14 protein-coding genes and 4 pseudogenes are annotated in these 20,973 nt (G+C 58.0%); 16 read left to right on the forward strand and 2 right to left on the reverse strand.

Going from position 1 to position 20,973, the window contains the following annotated elements; genetic code table 11:
• The first annotated feature begins 566 nt into the window (after window positions 1-566).
• From IQ16_RS46040 to IQ16_RS36910, 6 genes and pseudogenes are all read left to right on the forward strand, one after another.
• Window positions 567-986 (forward strand): helix-turn-helix domain-containing protein, encoded by a 420-nt coding sequence (locus tag IQ16_RS46040; RefSeq protein WP_370157543.1) that lies wholly within the window; start codon window positions 567-569, stop codon window positions 984-986.
• A pseudogene (locus IQ16_RS46045) lies at window positions 941-1,231 on the forward strand (IS701 family transposase); the annotation flags it as partial. The gene IQ16_RS46040 and the pseudogene IQ16_RS46045, both read left to right, overlap by 46 nt.
• A gap of 391 nt (window positions 1,232-1,622) precedes the next feature.
• Window positions 1,623-3,179, forward strand: a complete 1,557-nt coding sequence (locus tag IQ16_RS36895; RefSeq protein WP_018645229.1) for an ISL3 family transposase — start codon at window positions 1,623-1,625, stop codon at window positions 3,177-3,179.
• A gap of 128 nt (window positions 3,180-3,307) precedes the next feature.
• A complete protein-coding gene (locus IQ16_RS36900; protein WP_145832046.1) occupies window positions 3,308-4,330 on the forward strand; it encodes an IS110 family RNA-guided transposase in 1,023 nt (340 codons plus the stop codon).
• A gap of 318 nt (window positions 4,331-4,648) precedes the next feature.
• Window positions 4,649-5,704, forward strand: a complete 1,056-nt coding sequence (locus IQ16_RS36905) for an MFS transporter (RefSeq protein ID WP_231166586.1) — start codon at window positions 4,649-4,651, stop codon at window positions 5,702-5,704.
• Between the two features lie 593 nt (window positions 5,705-6,297).
• A pseudogene (locus IQ16_RS36910) lies at window positions 6,298-6,483 on the forward strand (transposase); the annotation flags it as partial.
• A gap of 391 nt (window positions 6,484-6,874) precedes the next feature.
• On the opposite strand, the gene IQ16_RS36915 reads toward IQ16_RS36910, so the two are convergent.
• Together IQ16_RS36915 and IQ16_RS36920 are read right to left on the reverse strand one after the other, a co-directional pair.
• Entirely contained in the window at window positions 6,875-7,081 is a 207-nt protein-coding gene (locus IQ16_RS36915) for a cold-shock protein (RefSeq protein WP_018645234.1), read from the reverse strand.
• Between the two features lie 741 nt (window positions 7,082-7,822).
• Window positions 7,823-9,946: a prolyl oligopeptidase family serine peptidase gene (locus IQ16_RS36920; RefSeq protein WP_018645236.1), complete on the reverse strand. Its 2,124-nt coding sequence runs from the start codon at window positions 9,944-9,946 to the stop codon at window positions 7,823-7,825.
• A gap of 1,320 nt (window positions 9,947-11,266) precedes the next feature.
• Here IQ16_RS36920 and IQ16_RS46865 point away from each other — a divergent pair.
• From IQ16_RS46865 to IQ16_RS46885, 10 genes and pseudogenes are all read left to right on the forward strand, one after another.
• Entirely contained in the window at window positions 11,267-11,488 is a 222-nt protein-coding gene (locus IQ16_RS46865) for a hypothetical protein (protein ID WP_240536487.1), read from the forward strand.
• On the forward strand, window positions 11,485-11,787 hold the full coding sequence (locus IQ16_RS46870; protein WP_018645238.1) for a hypothetical protein: 303 nt from the start codon (window positions 11,485-11,487) through the stop codon (window positions 11,785-11,787). The genes IQ16_RS46865 and IQ16_RS46870 overlap by 4 nt, the downstream gene beginning before the upstream one ends.
• A gap of 914 nt (window positions 11,788-12,701) precedes the next feature.
• Window positions 12,702-13,188: pseudogene (locus tag IQ16_RS36930) on the forward strand (sugar phosphate isomerase/epimerase); the annotation flags it as partial.
• Between the two features lie 34 nt (window positions 13,189-13,222).
• On the forward strand, window positions 13,223-13,453 hold the full coding sequence (locus IQ16_RS47380; RefSeq protein ID WP_245289550.1) for an FAD-dependent oxidoreductase: 231 nt from the start codon (window positions 13,223-13,225) through the stop codon (window positions 13,451-13,453).
• Window positions 13,410-14,060 (forward strand): NAD(P)/FAD-dependent oxidoreductase, encoded by a 651-nt coding sequence (locus IQ16_RS46875; protein WP_071916585.1) that lies wholly within the window; start codon window positions 13,410-13,412, stop codon window positions 14,058-14,060. The genes IQ16_RS47380 and IQ16_RS46875 overlap by 44 nt, the downstream gene beginning before the upstream one ends.
• Before the next feature lie 17 nt (window positions 14,061-14,077).
• On the forward strand, window positions 14,078-14,314 hold the full coding sequence (locus IQ16_RS46880) for a hypothetical protein (protein ID WP_244636008.1): 237 nt from the start codon (window positions 14,078-14,080) through the stop codon (window positions 14,312-14,314).
• 1,089 nt (window positions 14,315-15,403) lie between these two features.
• Window positions 15,404-15,778, forward strand: coding sequence for a Nif11-like leader peptide family natural product precursor (locus IQ16_RS36945; RefSeq protein WP_018645240.1), 375 nt, complete (start codon window positions 15,404-15,406; stop codon window positions 15,776-15,778).
• A 248-nt stretch (window positions 15,779-16,026) separates the two neighbouring features.
• Window positions 16,027-17,364 carry a radical SAM family RiPP maturation amino acid epimerase gene (locus tag IQ16_RS36950; protein ID WP_100214047.1) on the forward strand — a complete coding sequence of 446 codons (1,338 nt, stop codon included), beginning with the start codon at window positions 16,027-16,029 and terminating at the stop codon, window positions 17,362-17,364.
• A gap of 143 nt (window positions 17,365-17,507) precedes the next feature.
• Window positions 17,508-17,930, forward strand: a pseudogene (locus IQ16_RS36955) (DUF2130 domain-containing protein); the annotation flags it as partial.
• Between the two features lie 114 nt (window positions 17,931-18,044).
• Window positions 18,045-20,972: a TrlF family AAA-like ATPase gene (locus IQ16_RS46885; RefSeq protein ID WP_018645242.1), complete on the forward strand. Its 2,928-nt coding sequence runs from the start codon at window positions 18,045-18,047 to the stop codon at window positions 20,970-20,972.
• Window position 20,973 lies beyond the last annotated feature (1 nt).

Consider the following 20,973-nt stretch of genomic DNA (forward strand, 5'->3'; position numbering starts at 1 on the left):
ACCTCCTCCGAGGAGGAAGATGGCCGACCCGGAGATATCCCGGTTCCCGTACAAGGAGCTTCCATGCATGCCAGGGTCTACGACCACGCCGGGTTGGACGGGTGCTCGCAATTGCGCACTCATCCATGTTGCCTTCCGCTCTTTGGACAGCGTCGGCTCCCGAGATAACACTGTTTCGCGGCTCAATGGCTGGCCTGCATGCTCCCCTACCGACGCTTCGCCGACACCCTCGCGGACGCCTGCGCACGGCTCGGGGCCGATGTGGTTCGCTACACCTTCATCGCAATGGACTTCCACCATCTACTCCTTGCCGGTCTCCCGGCGCACCCAAAGTAGTGCTAGTCCTCTGGAACGCAAGTTCGTCACATTAGTTGATAGCTCGAATCTCGACAGAGGAGAGTGCTCGTGGCGAATGCGGGTGTGCGAGGCCGGCCGATCGCGCCGCTGGTGCTTAGTCCGCAGGAGCGGGCGTACTTGGAGAGGCTCGTCGTCATCGCGTTGCCGAATCGCTATCTGAGCGCTGCCGCGCGATCCTGCGGTGTGCAGATAGTCTGCCAAGCAAGTCGGTGGCTGCCAAACTTGGCATCCATGAACACACCGTTGGCAAGTGGCGGCGCCGATTCTTGAAGGATTGCTGTGATGGCCTGCTTGACGAAGCCCGTCCTGGGCGCCCTCGAACCATCGACGACGATCAGGTTGCTGTGGTAATCGAGCGGACATTGCGTACGACGCCGCGCGACGGACGCACTGGTCGATCCGCTCGATGGCTGCGGAAACTGGCTTTTCTCACACCACGATCGGCCGAAAGTGGACGGCGTTCGGCCTGCAGCCGCACCGCAGCCAGACATTTAAACTGTCGAGCGATCCGCTATTCGTCGATAAGGTGCGCGATATTGTCTGGCTTTACCCGAACCGAGCCATTGTCCTCAGCGTCGATGAGACCATTAAGGCACGGTGGATTTGTGAGCAGGCGCATCAGCAGTTGAAGGAGGAGCTTGGACTTGATCACTTCGAAGGGCGATCATGGCAAGGTCTTCATCGCCACGCCCTGATGACAATGATTGCCTACGCCTTCCTGCAACATCATCGCCTCGCATACGCGGGGCAAAAAAAAGAGAATCAACGGGCCTCCGCCTCAACCAACCATGCCCGCCGTACGCCATGCCATCGTCGATCTCATCCTTCGGCCGCCGTCTCAGCAGTGCCCATATTGCCGAAAGCAAATCCTTGAAAAACAGTGGCGCAAACGCATTCTGTTCGCGGTAGGGACACCCATCACTGGGCGCCCCCCGCGCAGATCCCGGCGAGCCCAATTAAGGCACCGGGCTCCTACCTCGGGTGTTTGACGGCGAAGCGCAGCTTCGGCCATGGATGAAGGATGCGAGCCTTGGGAAGCCAGTCATCGGTGATCTGCGTTATGCGATCCCAGGTCAGACAGGTCCGCTGACTGCGCCGCCGAAGCGTCCGCCTCCAGAGATCGGTCAGATAGAACCGAAACGCATTGAGCGCTCGGCCATTCGTCGGGACAGCAAAGTGTCAATCGGCCTGTAAATTTGGCTCTGACTCACTTTTGATGCAGTTTGGGGGATGCGTGGCGCTTTGATTGGAGGAGAATCAACGCCATGCAGCAAGCACTCCACCGCTCCAGTCTGGTGCCGCGTGGGTTTGTTGTAGAGAGTGCGTACTACGAAGGTGATAAGGCCGTGATTGAGATCCGGGCGTCCGGAAGCGTCGGTCTGTGTCCCTTGTGCGGAACAGTTTCTCGGCGTGTCCATAGCCGGTATCGGCGACGCGTGACTGACCTCCCGCTTTCGGGGCGGATCGTACAGCTCCTGGTGGTCGCCCGCCGCTTCCGCTGCGACGCCGTCCTGTGCGGGCGCCAAATCTTTACTGAGCGCTTCGACGAAGGGGTGCCGGCTCCATCAGCGCGACGCACGGCGAGGCTGGACTCCATTGTCCATCACCTCGGTCTGGCTCTTGGCGGACGACCGGCGGCAGGCTTCGCAAAACGGCTGATGCTGCCGGTGAGCAAGGATACGCTCCTTCGCGTGGTTCGACGCCGTAGCCGTCCGCCGGCTGACCCGCTCAGGATTATCGGCATTGATGATTGGGCCTGGCGGCGCAATCACCGATACGCCAGCATCATCTGCAACCTGGAAAGGCGCCGGGTGGTCACCCTGCTGCCGGACCGTGAGCCCTCGACCGCCCAAGCCTGGCTCGCCGCCCATCCCACGATCGCGATCGTCGCCCGCGACCGCGGCGGAGGATATGGCGAAGCCGCAGCAAAGGCCCTGCCGCACGCGGTACAGGTCGCAGATCGTTGGCATTTGATGGAGAACGCCAGCCGGGCCTACCTCGATGCCGTCCGAAAATCGATGCGCCAGATCCGCAGCGCAATCGGAGCAACTACGATCAATCCCGAGCTGCTAACAGCTGCGGAGCGTCTCCAATATGAGGGCTATCTCCGGCGCGAGGAGGCTAACGCGACCATCTTGAGCCTGTCGAAAGGTGGGACGCCGATCAAGCAGATAGTGCGCCAGACGGGCCACAGCAGGGGGCTGGTGCGACAGGTGATCCGCGGCGAACGCCATGATGTCTTCCGGACCCGGGAGAGCTCTCTCGATCAGCACCTGCCATGGCTCGACGACCAATGGGCAGCCGGTTGCCGAAACGGCGCTGAACTTTGGCGCCGCTTACGGGCGCGCGGTTTCCGAGGCTCCCTTCGTGTTGTCGGCGAGTGGACGACTCGTAGACGGCGGGCCGAAAAGACTGATGTCGAAACCCTTCATCGGATTCCATCGGCCAGAACGATCGCTCGTCTCATGACCGTCGGACGGGATACGCTATCGAAGGCAGAGACGGTGACCGTCGCTGCGGTAGAAGCTGGCGTGCCACCCCTGGTCGAGGCACGCGAGATCATCGCCGAATTCCACCTGATGATCCGACGCAAGACCGAGGCGGGCCTCGTCCCATGGATCGAGCGCGCTCGCGCCAGTCTTGTTGCATCGTTCGCCCGCGGCGTAACGAACGATGAAGCGGCGGTTCGGGCGGCGATCACCTCGCCCTGGTCCAACGGACAGACTGAGGGGCAGATCACGCGCCTCAAGCTCGTCAGACGCCAAATGTACGGCCGTGGCAAAATCGATCTGCTTCAAGCCAGACTAATCGGCGCAGAATAAACCCAGCTGCACCAAAACTGCGTCAGAGCCAATTTTGCAGACGATGACGTAATTGCGGTCGGCGCCCGCGGCTCAAAAAGGTCCGCTATCTTCAAGCCTTCCCGCAATCTCACGAATCGGAGGGGGCCATGAAGCAATATGTTGGGCTGGATGTCTCGCAAAAAGAAACGTCGGTATGTGTGGTCGACGAAGTGGGTCAGATCTTGTTCGAAGGAAAGGCAAAGTCCGCCCCCGGGGCGCTCGCGGCATTGCTTCGCAAGCGGGCGCCACAAGCGGAGCGCATCGGATTTGAGACCGGGGCGATGGCGAGCTGGCTATGGCATGAACTTCGTAGGGTCGATCTCCCAGTGGTTTGCATCGACGCGCGGCATGCCCACGCGGCTTTGTCCGTACGCATGAACAAGAGCGATCAGAATGATGCTCGAGGTCTGGCCGAACTGGTGCGGGTTGATTGGTATCGAGAAGTCAAGGTCAAGAGCGAGGAAAGTCAGAAGATCCGCGCGATACTCGTCGCGAGATCCCGGCTCGTGTCCATGCGCCGAGACATCGAGAACCAGGTCCGGAGCTTGATCAAAGAATACGGCTTGCTGTTCCCGCGCGCAATCGGCCAGCAGTTCCGCAACCTGGTCAGCGAGCTATTGGGCGATAATCATCCACTCCTTAGCGTGATCTCGCCGCTCCTGTTGATCCATGAGCATATCTGTCAGCAGCAGCAGAACAAGTTCGACGACGAAGTTCGCCAGTTGGCGAAGGCGGACGAGACGACGCGCCGCCTAATGACCGTTCCCGGTGTCGGCGTGGTGACCGCCTTGACTTTCCGCCATACGATCGATGACCCATTGTCGGCGTTGACAGTCGGCGCCTACCTCGGCCTTACACCTCGGCGCAACCAATCTGGCGAAACTGACATCAACGGCAAGATATCTCGATGGGGCGACCGGCTTCTCCGAACCTACTTGTTTGAGGCCGCCACCGTACTTCTCTATCGGACAAAGAAGTGGTCTTCCCTCAAGGCCTGGGGCATGAAGCTCGCCAAGCGGATCGGTATGAGGAAGGCAAAGGTCGCTGTCGCCCGAAAGATCGCAGTCATCCTTCACTGCATCTGGGTCGATGGCACATCCTTCGACTGGGGGCAGCCGCAGCCAGTCTGATATTTGCTCGCAAGTTCCTGGTCCGGTCTGCCGGACTGGCGATGTCCCGCTGGGACGGTGTTGAGGCGACCTCGTTCATTCGGCTGGTGGCGGCTCGACCGTACTCCGCTGCAAACGTTGAGGCGTCCGACCCGGACATCATCATGAGGCGCTGCGCGACCTCGGAAAGGACCGTGACCCCAGTGAAGACATAACCAGCCCGGGCGATCCAATGCCTGGCCGGCAAAGTACGCATCAGCCGCGCTCGCGCCGTCTCCGCAACCCTGACCAGCTCCGACAGCGCGAGCGCTACCGTCGTGCCGTCGGAAAGTTTAAAAGGTGATTGACAACAATCCGCAATTAAAGGGCCGAATGACAGTCTTCGCGCCGCTGAATGCCTGGATGTTCAAGGCCATGAGCGGCCATAATGTTCAGATTCTGTCCGTTTCGATCTTCATCATCGGTAACCTGATCTGCGCGATCGCTCCGAACTTCCTCACCCTTGCTGCAGGCCGCGTCATTTCGGCCTACGGCGCGGCGATGTTCACCCCGTCGGCTACCGCGCTGGCCGTGGAACTCCTGCCGCCAGCCCGCAAAGGGTTCGCGTTGTCTCTCATCTTTGGCGGCATGACTGTTTCACAGGTTGCCGGCGTTCCTGCCACAAGCTGGATCGCGGATGCTATCGGCTGGCGCTTCTCATTCGGTTTCGTCGTCATTGCCGGGCTTCTCGCATTGAAAATCTTCGCTCCGATGATGTCCGGAATAGCTACCAAGGCGCCGGAGCGCGGAAACAGCCCGATCTCAAAAGGCCTCTCCAAGGCCACCTACGGTATCCTTTCCGTGACGTTATTCGTCGTCGTTTCCGAGTTCATCGTTTACTCCTATGTGAGCGTATTCATCATCGGTTCTCTGCTTGCCGGGGTGCCGCTGCTCTCAGCCGCACTCTTTGCCTACGGCTTCGGAGCCGTGACGGGAAACGTTGCGTGCGGCGTTCTGACTGACCGTTTTGGCCCGTATAAAGTTCTCATTGCGGTTGTAGGCGCGCAACTCATCCTGCTCGTAGGTTTGGTTGCGTTCAGACAGCATGGTGCCCTCACCGTGCTCATCGCCTTCTTTTGGGGTAACGTGAGCTACATGTATCTCGTCCCGATCCAGCACCGTCTTCTCGGTCTGGCCGGAGATAGGTCGAAGCTGGTACTGGCGATGAACAGCTCGACCACCTTCGCGGGGATCGCCATTAGCGCTTTTCTCGGCGGCATCCTTGTCGAGACTAGCGGCGTCCCGTCTCTGGCTGCGGCATCGATTCTGATTGGTCTCATCGGCATCGGGCTGGCTGTTGCCTTCATGCGTGACGCAGCACCTGCAGAAACCGCGACTGCAGCATGTCCGAGATGATATCGCTCAACGATCGAGTTATTGCCGTCCCACAATTAAGAACGAAGCCTCAAACGACATTTCCACAGCGTGCTATGCATTTGGATCGAAGCCGCACGCGTTCCGCCTCGTACGAAACAACTAAGGGGCCGCCCTGGCGCCTTCAAGGCGATGCTGGCTCGCTTGAACCAATTGGAGGCGGAGATGGACGCCTTGAAGGGACAACGGGTCTCGACCCGGCACATATGGCGGCGGGCGGCGCGTCCGTGTCGCTCGGCTACGAGGGTGGCGTACGGTGGCGCGCGGGTTCATCCGAGGATGAGGAGCCCCATTTCCAGTCACGAGAGGCCGAGCCGGAGGCGTCCAAGGGCGGGCCCGGCAGGGCCACGCGACAAGCTGGTGGAGCAACTGGCCGCGCAGCGGTGACTTTGGCGCTTACTCCAATCTGTCTATCGAAGTGGATGGTTTGACCAATCCCAATACAATTCACGCGCGTAACGTTCATCCTCGAAAGTCTTTAGGCGAGGTACGCCTCTAGCAGGCCGTTGAAAAACGTGCTCGCCGCCGACCAGCGACCGTGATTCATTGGCTCCGACGAGATTCGGAAATGATGCGTGCGCGGCGGCGACAATCGAACGGGCGAGCTGTTCAGCCACGTCGATCTCGAGGCTCGGGTGCGGCGTGACCATCCGCTGCGAGCGATCCGGACGATCGTGAACGAGGCGCTGTCGACGCTGGAGCGCGAGTTTGCCGCGCTCTATTCGCCGATTGCGATCCTGCCGGAGAAGCTGCTGCGGGCGTGCTGTTGCCTCAGCGCAGCCGGCCAGTATGGTCCATAACGGACGAACCCGGTTGTGCGAGCACCTTCATGAGCTACATGCATCACGCCTGGACAGGGGAGCACCAGCCCGGCGGCGTGCACTTCCCGGCGCGTCGGTCACGAGCGTACGGTTCGGGGCGCAGGAATATCTTGCCACGCCCACACTGCGATCCGCTCGCAACTCTTGTAACTCTGACGGCAGTGATCGGTGGACGGCCTCGGGAGATCGACGCTGTCATGCGGTTTGCGAGACAGCCTCATGGCTGGAAGAGACCGTCGAAAAGCCAAACGCACGGCGCGCCCTGACAAGGCATCGCCGGACAGGTGCGAGAACACGCTTTGCAGAGAGCAGTTTCCGGAGGCGAGTCGGATCAGCCAACCCGAAGATCCTCAGCTGACATCTTGCCCGAACGCCCGGCCTTGAGCTGATAACTTACCCGAGCCCCCTCTTCGAGAGTGGTGTAACCGGCCCTTTCGACGGCACCGATGTGCACGAAGACATCGGGACCTCCGTCCTCAGGCCTGATGAACCCATAACCTTTGGTCGAGTTGAACCACTTCACAATACCCATTGCCACGGCGGCATCTCCATAGTGAACCGTTGTGATCTAGCGAAGAGTCTGCCGGCCATCAAGATGGTCGGCAAGACGCCAGCGTCGCTGCGCTGGTCACGTGCCCGCTTTTTTATCGCATGGTCTATCTGCGGCCGCATTGTGCAAACGACAGAAAGCGCCGTGACGTCGACCACACTTCGCTTCAAGGCTTCAGCATCCGGATGACGTTTTGACCTTCGCTTCACTCGTCGCGCGCTAGCGGCTTACAGAAGAGTTGCAGAGCCTCGAACACGCCGCGCTCATCCGGAGCCGAGCTAAAGCGAATGGGATTGATCGTCGTTGAACAACAGGGCGGCCGTGAACTCCTTCGCGCAGCCTGGATCAGGATAATCAATCCGCGCCATGCCTGCATTGAGCTACGTGACATGCTTTCTCAAGCACGAAGACAGTCCCAGAGCTGCGCTTTAGCTGTTCGCGTTTAGATATTAGCCGCACGCCGGCCATGTCGGACGAACAGGGGTCTGCGAGACAATCCTCAAGGAAGCGCATCTGGCAACTTACCGCCCGCTCGTCATGTTGTGGTTGGACGCCAGAAAACCCGCTCGCCAGCGGTGGAGGCTGTTCAAACCGGTAACTTGCGCATCTGACGACCTTCATCGCGTCTGCCGGCGGCTCATCAGCTCTCTCGCCTTGGGTTGGATGAATTCAGCTGAGCACCGTGAAGACGTTGAGATAACCAATGGTCTCAGCCCGCTGACCGAGTTTTTACTCAGAACAAAGCCGCCTCGATGCATAGGTGTATTCAAGGGCCAGTTGACGCGCATATTCCCTGAGGTTGGCGGCGGCGCTGTGCCCCCCGTCGATGTTCTCGTAATAGAAGTAAGGCTGGCCCAGCGCGGCGAGCTTCGCGGCAGCTTTGCGGCCGTGCGCTGGATGCACGCGGTCGTCCTTGGTGGAGGTAAGAATTAGGGGAGCGGGATAAGTCTTGCCCGCCATCAGCTTCTGGTAGGGCGAGTAGCCTTCGATCCACGCACGCTGCTCGGCAATGGCAGGGTCACCGTACTCGCCGATCCAGGAGGCGCCTGCGCCCAGTTTGGTGTATCGAAGCATGTCAAACAGCGGCACCTTGATGATGGCCGCGTTGAAGAGTTCGGGACGTTGGGTGATTGCGGCGCCAACGAGCAGGCCGCCCTGGCTGCCGCCAATGATTCCGAGCCGGCTCGGACTTGTGATCTTCCGGCGGATCAGGTCCTCGGCAACGGCAATGAAATCATCCCATGTCGTCTGCTTCGTTGCCGTCTGGGCCGCTTGATGCCATTGTGGGCCAAACTCGCCGCCCCCACGCAGGTTCGCCACGACATAGGCATTGCCCTGTTCGAGCCAGAGCCGTCCCACCGGTCCCAGATAAGAGGGCAGAAGCGAAGCCTGGAAACCGCCATAGCCATAAAGAAGTGTCGGGATCGTCCCGTCAAACCTTGCGTTCTTCGGCCGCACCAGAAAATAGGGAATTGACGTGCCATCACGCGAAGTGGCTTCGAGCTGCTCCACGATATGATTGGACGCATCGAAGGCAGCCGGTGTCGTCTTCAACTCCTCAAGGCTTTTGCTTTCGGCATCAAAATACCAGACTGAGGTTGGTCTGAGATAGCTCGAGACCGCGAACATGGCTCGGTCCGCTTCATCGGAGGTGGCTGACAGGCTGACATTTGCATGTTCCGGCAGCGGGATCGGCGTCGCGGACCAAGCTCCGTGATCGTACTTATAAGCGAACGCTCTGCTCTGAACGTTCTCAAGGATCGTCAGGATCAACAAATTCTTTGTGGCGCCTAACCCGCTCAGGGCCTGGCGGGGCCCAGGTTGGAAGACGAGCGAGGCTTTGGCGCGCATCGGATCCTGTTTCCATTCGGCCAGATCATACGAAATCAGCGATCCGGCGGCGAAGCTGATATCGCCCGGCGGCCTCCAATCTTCATCAAGCCTTACAAGCAGGTGACTACCCACTAGACCGATCATCGCGGCCTTCTTCGGCAGATTGAGCTTGACGGGCCCACCGGGGCGGAAGACCACATACTCGGACTCGAAAGAGCTGATTGCGCGGATCGCGCCGGTCGCATGAATGTTGCCCTCGCTGTCACGAAGCACGAAGGGGGACATCGAAACGTCGGTGGGCTCGCCACGAAAGATCTCGCGAGCCTCACTGAGCGGCTGAGCGCGTTTGAGCTCCTTCACCACAAAGGGGTAGCCGGCTTGCGTCAAAGTCCCCTCGTTCCAGTCCCGTGCAACAAGGAGTGTGTCACGATCGACCCAGCTGACGTGCTGCTTGCCCTCTGGGAGATAAAAGCCATCCGCAACGAAGGTCTTGGCGTCGCAGTCGAACTCTCGTATGGACGCGGCATCCTTGCCGCCATCGGAAAGACTAATCAGGCAGAGGCGCTCTTCAGGCGGAAGGCAGCTGCTACCTTGGAAGATCCAATTCCTGTTCTCGGCGACCGCCAAGGCGTCCACGTCGAGAATGGTTTCCCACTGTGGGTCTTTGCTACGATAGCTCTCGAGCGTGGTGCGTCGCCAGACGCCGCGCACCTGGTTCTCATCTTGCCAGAAATTCTCCAAGCCGCGCCGTTTCAATGAAACATATGCGATCCGATCCTTGGCCTGCAGGATGGAGAGCGCCTGTCCGTAGAAGTGCCCATAGCGAGGATCTGACTGGAGCACCCCGAGCGTCTTCTCGTTCTCGGCGCGAGCCCAAGCCACTGCGCTTGGCCCTTCGATCTCCTCGAGCCAAAGGAATGGGTCATCAGTCACCGCCGCATCCGTTCGCTCCTGTGAAAGCGCCGTGGAGGTGATGCAGGCAATCGAAAGCAGCGTGGCGGAGAAGAGTAATGTATTCATGGATTTGCTCCGGCTGAGGTCGAGCGGTCAGGCTCGCGGGCCTTGCCGGGTCAAGCAGAAGCGGCGGAAAGCACACAAGCGCATGACATAGCGCGGCTTGCGCTATGTCACGGGCCGTTCATTGCAAGCTGCGTGCCGGCTGAAGAGTCGCAAGTTTCAGCCGTTAGTGGCTGCACGACCATGTTCGGTTGCCGACATTGGTACGCCGAGCGACATCACAGCGTCTCGGCGCAGAGCCTGCCAGACAGCGCCAGCATTTTTGATCTTCAGTGGCAAAGACCCGGGACACAGCGAAGCAGCTTTCCTCCGCATATGAGATTGCTCCTTCTCGCTGGGTCACCGGGCAGACTTGTCGACGGGCATCATCCCCACGAAGAGCAGCGCATTGATCAGCAGCTAAGCCGGCATCGCCAAGGGTGGTATGCATAGCGACCTCCGACTCGCTGACTGCAAGCGTTGCCGATTTGGACGAGCCTTTTCCTCGCGAAACCCACTAGTCACGCCGAACGATCGGTTCGTTGACTGATTGCCGAGAGGCTTGCGCTCGAGACGAGGAGAGTAAAAGCGCTCCAGAAACGGCCTACGTTGCAACACGTCTTAAGATTCAGCCGACAATCAACAACACGTACAAGCACCAGATCAGGTTCTTCGGGTAAAACGGCGAAATGAAGCTGGGCATCAGCAGCAATTGAGGGAGCTACGGCCCAGCTTTTAAACGATCCTGATCCACCCGGCGGCAACCCACGCACGAGCCGTGGTCTTCCTCGAACCCCCTATTACACAAACGAGATCAAGGGCGAGATTTTCGATCCGAGAATGCCCGCTGCTGCCGGATCAGCCGGGCTGGTTCAAGGCTAGTGCAACCCTCACTGCGAACCGTTCCGTAACGGTGCTGTTGCGGCCCAGAGCAAGCGCCGCTTTCCGGGGCGGAACGATCAACGGCAGCAGCGCGCCGACCGGCGCCACCACCACTCGCATCAGCGTCGTTTAGAGATAGAATATGAGTTGACTGTATCGTCCCCTTCTGATCATGGACCACTCGCATGATGTCTTGATTCATGGGCCCCACGCCGCCCACAAGAACCGCGTCAGCGCCAAAGCCTGGACCTCTGGTCGTCCGTACAATGGTGAGACACGATCTTCCTCCCAGATCATACCTAACTATAGGTGGTCTAGACCCGGCTCTACCCGGGTATAAGATTGGTGAGGCGGCCAAATGGGTAATATTGGGTAGAAACGTTGAGAGCGAGTTTGCGGCAAACTTGCTACACAGATGTCGGACATAGCTAAAGGCGCCAATTGCAAGTCTACGCGCCCTCCTTGCGCAGCCTTCCAAAAGGCTTCCTGCTGGTCATGGCGACCCTGCCAATCCTGGACTGGAACGACTGTCTTTTGCGAGACTTGCTAACCCTCGACCAGGCAACGTCCGCTCTCTATGCGGCGATAATCATGATCGACCCGTTCGCTTGCTGGGAGGATAGGGCCGAATCGTTGAAGGATGCCGGCATCACCGGCGTCGCCAATTTCCGCGCGCATCTATGATCGAGCGGTCGGCGGCGGGCGTACCTGTTGATGCCGGACAGGAGCTACTCGAACTTCGGCGGAAGGAATGGTTCATAAGCCTTGGCTTCAAGGCGTTGTTTGCCGTCGCGAGCGATTCTGAAATTACTGCAGCGGAGAAGCGATTTGGCTCCCATCTGGGCGGACTCATCCATCTACCAGCCGAGGCTCTTACACGGACGATGAGCGAGGAGATGGAGCTGGTAAGTCTTGGCCAGCACGGATCGTCATTTCCAATGGCCGCGCTTTTGGATGGGACGACTTCGAAGCGGCCAACTTGAGCAAAGTGACGCGCGGGACTGCTCTGTGATCCGTAGCTTCCCGAGCATGGGTTTGTCTTGACGACCCCAGAAGACTGGCCGCCTTTCCGCGATGAAGTCTGTGCGGGTTCAAGCCTTCGGTGAATCGTTGTCGCTCGAGAGAATGCATTTTTCCGTTTGGCTGGTGAGGACGCGCTCAACAGCGGTCTCAGGACGACCTGATATGCGTATCTGGGAGCGTCAACAGCAGGTTCACGATCTAGGGGGAATTCAGCGCAGTTTGTGCATTTCCTGCTCGGGACTGGCAATGCTGGGCTGCCTCGCGAGGTGATCTCGTCGATATCGCCGGAATCCATCCCAGCTGGCGTTGCAATAGGCATTAGCTAAAAGTTGGATGCGGCCCCGTCGCTAATTGCTATTCTATGGAGGCGATCGTGGTGACGCCGCTGAAGAACCCCACGGGATTACAGATTTCCGAGCGATTTGCAGCGGGGGTGCACGGCATCAGGAGGCCGCGACAGCGCGCGCTTCCAGCTCGATGAACTCGCCGTTCGGGCCTCGGATGAGCCTGAACCACTTATCACATCGTTTCCGGTGCTGCTCCGTCCCATGATCTACTTCGTAGCCCGTCTTTTTCGTTACATGAGACGGCGCAACGGGCGGGATGTGTCAGGCACGACTATCGTTACGCTATCCGTCCATCGGACCGGCTGCAATCACCTCGATATCTCGACTGCCAAGTGGGCATGATGACGCCCCAAAAAAGACCGCCGCCGGATTTCTCCGGCAGCGGCTCAAGTCTTGGGAGAAAGCAGACGAACCGGTCTGCCAGCGGAGAAGAGATAAGAGCGGAATTCTGGCCCCCGCTCGCTATTATTCAAAAGATGTCGGATTGGTCACAGCGCACGAACTCAGCATCCGGGTAAAGTTGGGTAATCTACTTCGAAACGCATCGCAACAGGATGACGACGGATCTCCTCTTCACGCTCGACCTGATGGATCAGGTTCCGGAGATGCGCCTGCTTGCCGATCTCTCGCACTTCTTGGTGAGCTGCGAATTCTGGTATCCGATCTCGGACGAGGACGAAGCGCTGGTGCGGCGAGTGCTCGATCGCACTTGGGCATTTCATGGCCGTGTTGCGTCTCGCGAGCAGATACAGGTCGAGATCACGTTCCCTCAACACAAGATCTGGCTGGACCTATTTCTTGGATGGTCGAAATCCGGATTCAAGAGCTGGAAGACGCGCTGCTGCGGATGCCCGCCTCACCTTCGCATGCGAACTTGGCCCACAGCCTTACGCAATTAGCGATCGGCTGGGCAACGACACCACGGACCGCTGGCAGGAAGCTGTCCTGCTCAAATCCCTGGTGCGCGCAATCTGTTTGAGGAGGCGGCGAACGATGAGCAGTCGTCACCCGTAAATCGTTTAGTCGCGTGAGTAACCAATCCACGATAGTGATCGTTGGGGCGGGCGAAGCTGGTAACGCCGCTGCCGTCGCTCTGCGGGAGGCTGCTGGCATGGTGGTCATCGGCAATGAAAGTACGCTGCCGTATGAGCGCCCACCTCTGTCGAAGGCGGTCCTGAGCGACGAGGTCAACCCTGGACCAAAATTGATTGTCACGTCGGAACGCCTTGCCGAGCTTGGGGATCGATTATCGCCAGGGCAGCGAAGTGATTTCAATTGATCGCGCGGCCAGTATTGTCACGCTCTCAAACGGATCAGCAATAGCGTATCACCGGCTCATGCTGGCGACGGGAGCCCGACCTCGGAAATTGAGCATCCCGATCGCCGAAGGAGCCAATGCGGCGACACTGCGGACATCTGTCGTCTCATGCTCCAGAGCGGCTGCTGCTGACTGCCATGATTCGGGCATCGATACCTTGGGCCCGCAGGCTACGCTCCTACAAACAGATGCGAACGGACAGATAGCATTGATCAATTCCCGAGCGAGCGAATTCATCGGCTGCTCCTCGCAGCTTATCCATTCCGATCTTTTGCGAGCCGACCAGGTACCGAGCGATGAATCAACCGCAGCTGAAATTACCCAACGTGAGGTCTTTGACGACGTCGAAGGATTGGCGAGCGAGGCTCAACTCCCAGATGGACGGTGGCTACGAGTCAGCCGCAGTCCGACCCAAGAGGGGCGCGTTATCCTCGTTTATAGCGATATCACCAGTTTGAAGCATCAGAAAGCCGAGTTGCATGCGACGAACCTGAGACTGGATGCGGCGCTGACGCACATGTCTCAGGGTCTCTGCCTCTACGATAGTGGGGGCGGCTGCGAGTTGTAAACCGGCGCTTCCGTGAGATCTGTGATCTTTCGCCTGAGCTCGTTGTTCCGGGCACGACTTTCGAAGAGGTGCTCGGTCTGAGTGTTGCCGCTGGAAATCATGGCTGCCAGACGGTGCCCTATCTGCTGGCGGAGCCGGAGAACTGTTTGCTCCACAACGAGAGCGGCAACTATCTTCAGTCCCGGCAAATGAGACATCTACCGCTTCCTCAGGTGCGGCAGATGATGATCGGTCCAGCTTCATTTATGATCTGACTGAACAAATCATGATCTTCCTGTGTCCAGACGTGCGCCGTTGGTGATTCTGGTGAACGGGCATTATCGATCGGGTTCGGATCCATAAAGCTCCCCTTTCTATTATGAGAACAAAGGCCACTTGAAGATCTCCCCCAGGGAGTGAGCTGAAGTTCGTCACGAATTCAGACATGGGTGGCTTCGTCATCGAGAGGCCAAGTTCGAGTGTTAAAGAGGCTGGCTTTCGAGAAGCTGACAAAGGTCAAGCAAGGGAGATAAACCGGCGGCCGCATCTGCCACGTCTGATGCGATCATCTCCGAGCAACGTCTCATTCCGCCCGACCTCGCAGTCGGCGCGCAGATTTGCGTCGTGCATCGCATTCATCTGGCGGTAAAGCTGGTTAGGAGGTCCAGGCGATGCGGACCGCGGCCAGACCCAGTCTTGCACCGAACATGTGAATTTCGATCTCTACTCGCGACCAGTCGTTCTGCCTTACAATTTGAGCCATGCTCGGGCCGCTAATCATAGTCGCGCCAGCGCGAGAACAGACGAGAGCGCGACCTACGTGAGAGTTCCGGCAAGCGCGGAGCGAACTGTTCACCTAATTAGATGAAGAACGAAATCGCTCAGACGCAAAGCGGCCGAGCCGATCATCCCGCGTACGGCTAAAGGAGCGGCCGTGCCGGTGATCCCGGGACTGCGGCTGCCACTGCGTGTAATGGGCACTTCGCGACGTCCCCGGCGCCTCCGATCCTGCGCGTCATGATGCAACCTCCGACTGACAACCGGAGCTACATCGATCAAGCGGCGTGTTTCATCTCAGGCGAGGCAATACGAACGGCCAACTTTGTCCCGGCTGCTATTGACGCTCAGCGTGATGCAGATGGCGCTCGTGTCAGGGCGAGCTTGGAGGAAGCGGACATTTCAGCGGCGACTTCGACACTGAGCGCTTGTTAGGTTCGAGACCAATGTCGGCAAGTTGACGATACGCACGGTCGGACAAAGCGCAAAAGCGGCAACTTCAGTTTGGTATGCGGATTGCTTTGTTACGGCATGATCACCGATCGCTTCCAAGGCGACGGATAGGTAGCAACAGCAGAGGCCCGGCTATGTCGCAGGCTGAGGTAGAACGGTTTGTCAAGAATCTAACGAAAGAGGGTAGTCTGCTCGAAAACCTTAAGCAGAGTGCTACAGGTCTTGCACCGATTGTAGCGGTCGGAAGAAGTCACGGCTACGATTTCACGGTTGACGAGATTAGGAGCAGCATCCGAGCGCCAGGCCGACACGAGTTGATGCAGGTCGACGCGATTGTCGGCGGCAGGCAGGATTTAAGCGGTGCGGGCTTGAGCAGCATTGTGCATACCACTGCGTTGGCTAGTTCATCGTCGGAGGCACCCACGAGCGCCGTGCAAGCCGCGGAAGCCGGCCGTGACCTGGTCGCTATCGTTTTGCTTATTGTAGTTGTTGTCGCGGTCGCGGCCTGACATGTTTTCAGCTCTGATCGCATTGGCTCGTCCTCAAGGAGACGAACCGGTGCGAAGAGAACTGAAATCACGCCTCGTCAGGCGTGAGATCATTGCTTTCAGGCCTAGAGATGCGGCTTTAGGGCGCACCCGCACCGTATGACGCACACTGCCACCGAACACTGCCGACAGATCTTTGACCGGCGTACCCCCGAGCAACTGCGCACGTTGTCACACATCAAGCGCTTCATGGAGCGGCTGGCTGTGACTTGGAGTTCCGCAGGGCGCTTTCGGAGAACGTTGATTCTCCTCGCGCGGTAACAGAGCGCTACGGCATCGAAGTTGACCCAATGAAGATGCTGCCGCTCTGGCGCGGCGGCTACCTGAAACACCGCTTCAAGCCGGAGTCTACGCCCTGGCCCCTGGCTATGATGTGGGACGAGTTTATCTGCGAGATGTTGCGCCATCGCGGCATCCTGCGCGAAGAGGGCGAAATGTCGACGATCAACTCTCGCTTTCATGCTTGGCGCGAGCGCCAAATCCGGCGCTGCAACGACGAATTGGGCGTAACGGCGGCGTCGGTCACGTACCCGATCATCGCTTTCGAGCTGAGCGACGGCTGCTCCGTCGGTTGTTGGTTCTGCGGCCTCTCGGCCGACCGCTTCAAAGGCTATTACGAATATAGCGAAGAGCATGCAGCGCTTTGGCGCGGTGTGGTCGGTATCGCGAGCGAGATGTTTGGTTCGGCTGCCCGTACTGGTTTCTGCTACTGGGCCACAGAGCCTATGGACAACCCACACTACGACCGCTTTCTATTCGACTACTATCAGATCACGGGCGCATTGCCACAAACAACGACGGCGGCCCCGATCAGGGATCGCGCGCTCACCACGCGCGTGCTCGAACTGTTCAAGCGCTATCGCACCGTGACAAATCGTTTCTCCGCGCTGAGCACAACACATCTCGACCAGATTCACATGGCGTTTTCGCCTGAGGAGCTGATCGGTGTCGAACTCGTCCTGCAGGGCAAGGAGGCGCTGACTGCAAAGGCTTTTGCTGGGCGCGCGCGCGAGCGGAGCGAGAAACTTAGGGTCGCCAACAAAGATGATGCAATCGCCTTGCTGGAGGGCGATCACACGACCATCGCCTGTGTTTCCGGCTTTCTCGTAAATATGCTGCAGGGGCGTTTACAATTGGTGACGCCGGTGCCGGGTAGCAAACGCTGGCCTCTCGGCTACCGCGTCTTGAGTGAACGCTTCTTCAGGACGCCTGACGAGTTCCGCGAGGGGCTGCAGCGCATGATTGACCAGCATATGCTCGAGAGCCCAGCTCCCAAATTGCCGATCCGCTTCCGCAGGGACCTGCAATACCAGGCCGGGAACCGATGCTTTCATCTCCGGTCACGCAACATGGAACACCGGGTGCTCGACGACATCGCTCCGACTTCCGTTGGCCATCTAATCGCCTGCGGCAACTGCACAGCGTCGGAGCTGGTTAGGCAGGTCACAACTGACGGAGCGAGCGTGCTCGCAGTAGCCGACCTGCTCGATCAGTTATGCGCGCTGGATTGCCGAAGCTATTGTAAACCAGGACGAGGTTCTCAGTAGTTTTCTCGCGGAGAAGCACGAAGCCACAATTGAAGCATTTGTCGCGGCAGACAAGAAGATCGGAGAGCTAGCCCGAGACATCGTGAAAGCGCGCCTTGGGGCGGCGGTGCCCACTCAAACCAATTTCGGCAAGGATCGCCTGGAAGCACATCGAGCACTTCGACTTGATGGACGGGGTGTGGGTTGCGCACCCGCGCTACGCATTACCCGTTGCTGTCGCACTCCGTCAGACTCTCATCGAAGTCAGCGGATCGCGAATGGCGCAACAGGGACAGCAAACCAAAATGGAGCAGGTCTATCAGTATCTGACTGGAATCAAATTTCGGCAGCGGGTGGAAGCTGTTGTCGAGAAGTTTAATGACATGCGAGAGGACTTGGACAGGGAGCGCAAATTCATGGGCCGCCAGTGGGCTAAGCGCGAGACCCAGATCCTTTCCGTGATCGAGTCTACCGTTGGAATGGTTGGTGACCTGCAGGCCATTGCCGGCAAATCGATGCCGGAGATCCCGAGCCTCGATATGCCGCTGCTGGAGGGGGCGGCACAAGGGGAGCGCCAAGTTAGCTAACTATTGCGCGCCAAACTTAAGTGGTGGGTCGCTTCTGAGGCATTAGCTCCACTTGCAGTTGCGCGCCTGCCTGCTAATCTATTTTCGGGGTTGTCGAACGAAGATGTCACCGGCATGGTACCGGAGTCGGCGCCCCATATTGCTGGGGGTATCAATTTGAGCTTCGAAGTAGGTTCGATTTGGAGAAGATGGGATCCTCACATTCACACTCCGGGCAGCATTCTTGCTGACAATTTTGTCGGAGGGTGGCCCCCCTACTTAGCAGCCCTTGAGACGCAGAGCGACGTTCATGTGCTCGGAATAACCGATTACATGAGCATCGCCAACTATCGTCGAATACTTCAGTTCAAGGCGGACGGCAGGCTTGCAAACATCAGTATGATGTTCCCGAATGTCGAGTTTCGGATTACTCCAAAGACGCGCGACGGTAGGGCAATCAACATACATCTGCTGATATCGCCTGACGATCCAAACCATGAAAACGAAATTGACAATGCTCTGGGGCGGCTCTCGATAGAGTTTAACCACCGGACCTACTCGTGCCAACATGCTCAGCTGATTGCCTTGGGGAAAGCAGTCAAACCGGAGATAGCCAGCGATACGGCAGCACTCCGTGAAGGGGTCAATCAATTCAAGGTTGAGTTTGACAAGTTCAGAGCGTGGCTCAAGGATGAGGGGTGGTTACGACGCAACTCAATCGTTGCAATCGCGGTTGGCAGCAATGACGGCGCCAGCGGCATTCAGCACGACGACGGATTCAAAGCATTTAGAGAGGAACTCTATCGCTTTTCCGACACGATTTTCTCCGGCAATCCTGCTGACAGAGAATACTGGCTGGGAAAGACCTATGAAGGGCAAGCTATCAGCGTTTACGGCAGTCCCAAGCCATGCATCCATGGATCGGACGCGCACGCGTTAGAGAAGCTCTTAAAACCGGACAACAATCGATTTTGCTGGATAAAGGCTGACCTCACATTCGAAGGGCTCCGCCAAGTAATCTATGAGCCTGAAGACCGCGTGTGGATCGGAGAAGAACCGCCGACCCTACATGATAAGTCTCGCACCCTCGCCGCAGTAAAGCTTTCCGGCACTGACTGGTTCGGTACCGTAACTTATCCCTTCAATCCTGGGCTGGTTGCGGTGATCGGGCAAAAGGGCATGGGAAAATCAGCGATCAATGATCTCATCGCGTACGCGGCCGGTAGCTGGCAAGACGGAGATAGAGACTCCTTTATCGATCGGGCCCGCCAGCACATCAAGGGGATGTCGATCGGGCTGATCTGGGGAGATGGTCGTGAGGCCATAGTCGACGTCTCTGCAAAAGGTGCAGCATCCGACAAAAACGAGGTGCGATATCTCTCCCAGAAATTCGTTGAGCGATTGTGCGCCGATCATGCGGCTAGTGGGGAGCTTACTAGAGAGATCGAAGCTGTTATTTTTTCTTACTTAAGCCCTACCGAGACTCTGAATGCATCGAATTTTCACGACCTGCGAGAGAAACGCACAGCTGGAATCGTTGCTGAACAGCGAAGATTGCAGGAGGAGTTGCGCCGCCTCCACCGTCAGATTAGTGACCTTTACAGTCGCCGCCTAAGCATTCCCGGACGTAGAGCCAAGGAAGCCTCTCTCATGAAGGAGCGCGAAGGAGTGGTGTCGCAAGTCCCTCCTTCCGCCTCTGACGAAGAGGCGAAAATTGCTATTGAGCTCCAGACCGAACGGGATGCCTCGGCCACGCTCATCGACCTGGTAGGGACTGAGCGAGAGAAGGTGCTGAGGCTCGATCAGCTACAAGGAAGGATCACAGCATTCCAGGGCGACATGGACCGGTTCTGGAATGGCATAACTCCAGAACTTAAGGCTCTCGGCATACCCGAAGATCGCTGGAGTGATTTCAAGCCTCGTTTTGCGAATGACCCCACCGGGCCCATCAACCGGCGAAATGCCGAATTGCAAGCAGAGATTGACCGGCTGGAGGGTGACCCGACTAATCCGACCGTCGGAACGCTTCGTTTCCACCAAGCCCGGGTGAAGCAACTTAGTGATCTCACAACCGCTGATGAGGCGAAACGTAAGCGCATTGTCGAGCTACAGAACCGAATAGCAGCACTAGATATCGACTTACGTCGCGTGCGAAATGAAATCGATACGATTGAAGGGTCAGAGAGCGAGCAATTAGCCTCGCTTCGAGCACAACGACGGTCAACCTATTACTCTTATTTCGATACCTTGGAAAAAGAGCGGACGGTCCTTGCTCAGCTATACGAGCCGCTCCAGCAGCACCTGAGCTTGGGAGAGCAGCAGGAGAGACATCTGGATTTCGCGATACGGCTAAGTGTCGATCTCGATGGCTGGATCGAGAAGGGGATACGGCTCTTCAATCAAAGAAAGAGATTGCCGTACCCCACCCTAGACGACATGACCGCAGCTGCTTCCGAGCATTTAGAGCCGGCTTGGAGATCGGGCAGCCATTCTGATTTGGAGGCTGGATTGGACAAATTTCTCGCGCCGTATGGTGAAGCCGGTGCCACGGTGGGTGACTATCTTAAACCCAGCCAAACCGCCGTCGAATTTTTCGATTGGCTCTACTCCACGGATCACATCAGCCTCACCTATGGACTTAGCTATAATGGCACTCCGTTAGAGAATCTCTCGCCGGGAACGAAGGGTATCGTCCTGCTTATCCTTTACCTTGCTATGGACCAGAAGGATACCCGACCGCTCCTGATCGATCAGCCAGAAGAGAACCTTGACAACGAATCCATCTATAGCCTCTTGGCGAGCTATTTTCGAAGAGCCAAGCTCCGGCGGCAAATCCTTCTCATCACACACAACCCGAATCTAGTCGTCAACACGGACGCCGAGCAAGTCATTGTCGCTCAATGCGTAAAAGAGAACGGCGGTTTACCGTCCTTCTCTTACGCAGCCGGCGCTTTGGAGGATTGCGCAGATACACAAAGTACTCGGCAGCAGGTGTGTCGGATACTTGAGGGCGGCGCAGCAGCATTTCAAAAGAGAGAGCGGCGATACTCGCTGGATAACTAAT

Origin of the sequence: Bradyrhizobium huanghuaihaiense, assembly GCF_007830635.1 — a bacterium.
Classification (GTDB): Bacteria; Pseudomonadota; Alphaproteobacteria; order Rhizobiales; family Xanthobacteraceae; genus Bradyrhizobium; species Bradyrhizobium huanghuaihaiense.

Coding starts and splice junctions, on each gene's coding strand:
- IQ16_RS36895 (WP_018645229.1), top strand. CDS start 1,623: ATGCAGCAAGCACTCCACCGCTCCAGTCTGGTGCCGCGTGGGTTTGTT.
- IQ16_RS36900 (WP_145832046.1), top strand. CDS start 3,308: ATGAAGCAATATGTTGGGCTGGATGTCTCGCAAAAAGAAACGTCGGTA.
- IQ16_RS36920 (WP_018645236.1), bottom strand. CDS start 9,946: ATGAATACATTACTCTTCTCCGCCACGCTGCTTTCGATTGCCTGCATC.
- IQ16_RS46870 (WP_018645238.1), top strand. CDS start 11,485: ATGATCGAGCGGTCGGCGGCGGGCGTACCTGTTGATGCCGGACAGGAG.
- IQ16_RS36945 (WP_018645240.1), top strand. CDS start 15,404: ATGTCGCAGGCTGAGGTAGAACGGTTTGTCAAGAATCTAACGAAAGAG.
- IQ16_RS46885 (WP_018645242.1), top strand. CDS start 18,045: ATGGTACCGGAGTCGGCGCCCCATATTGCTGGGGGTATCAATTTGAGC.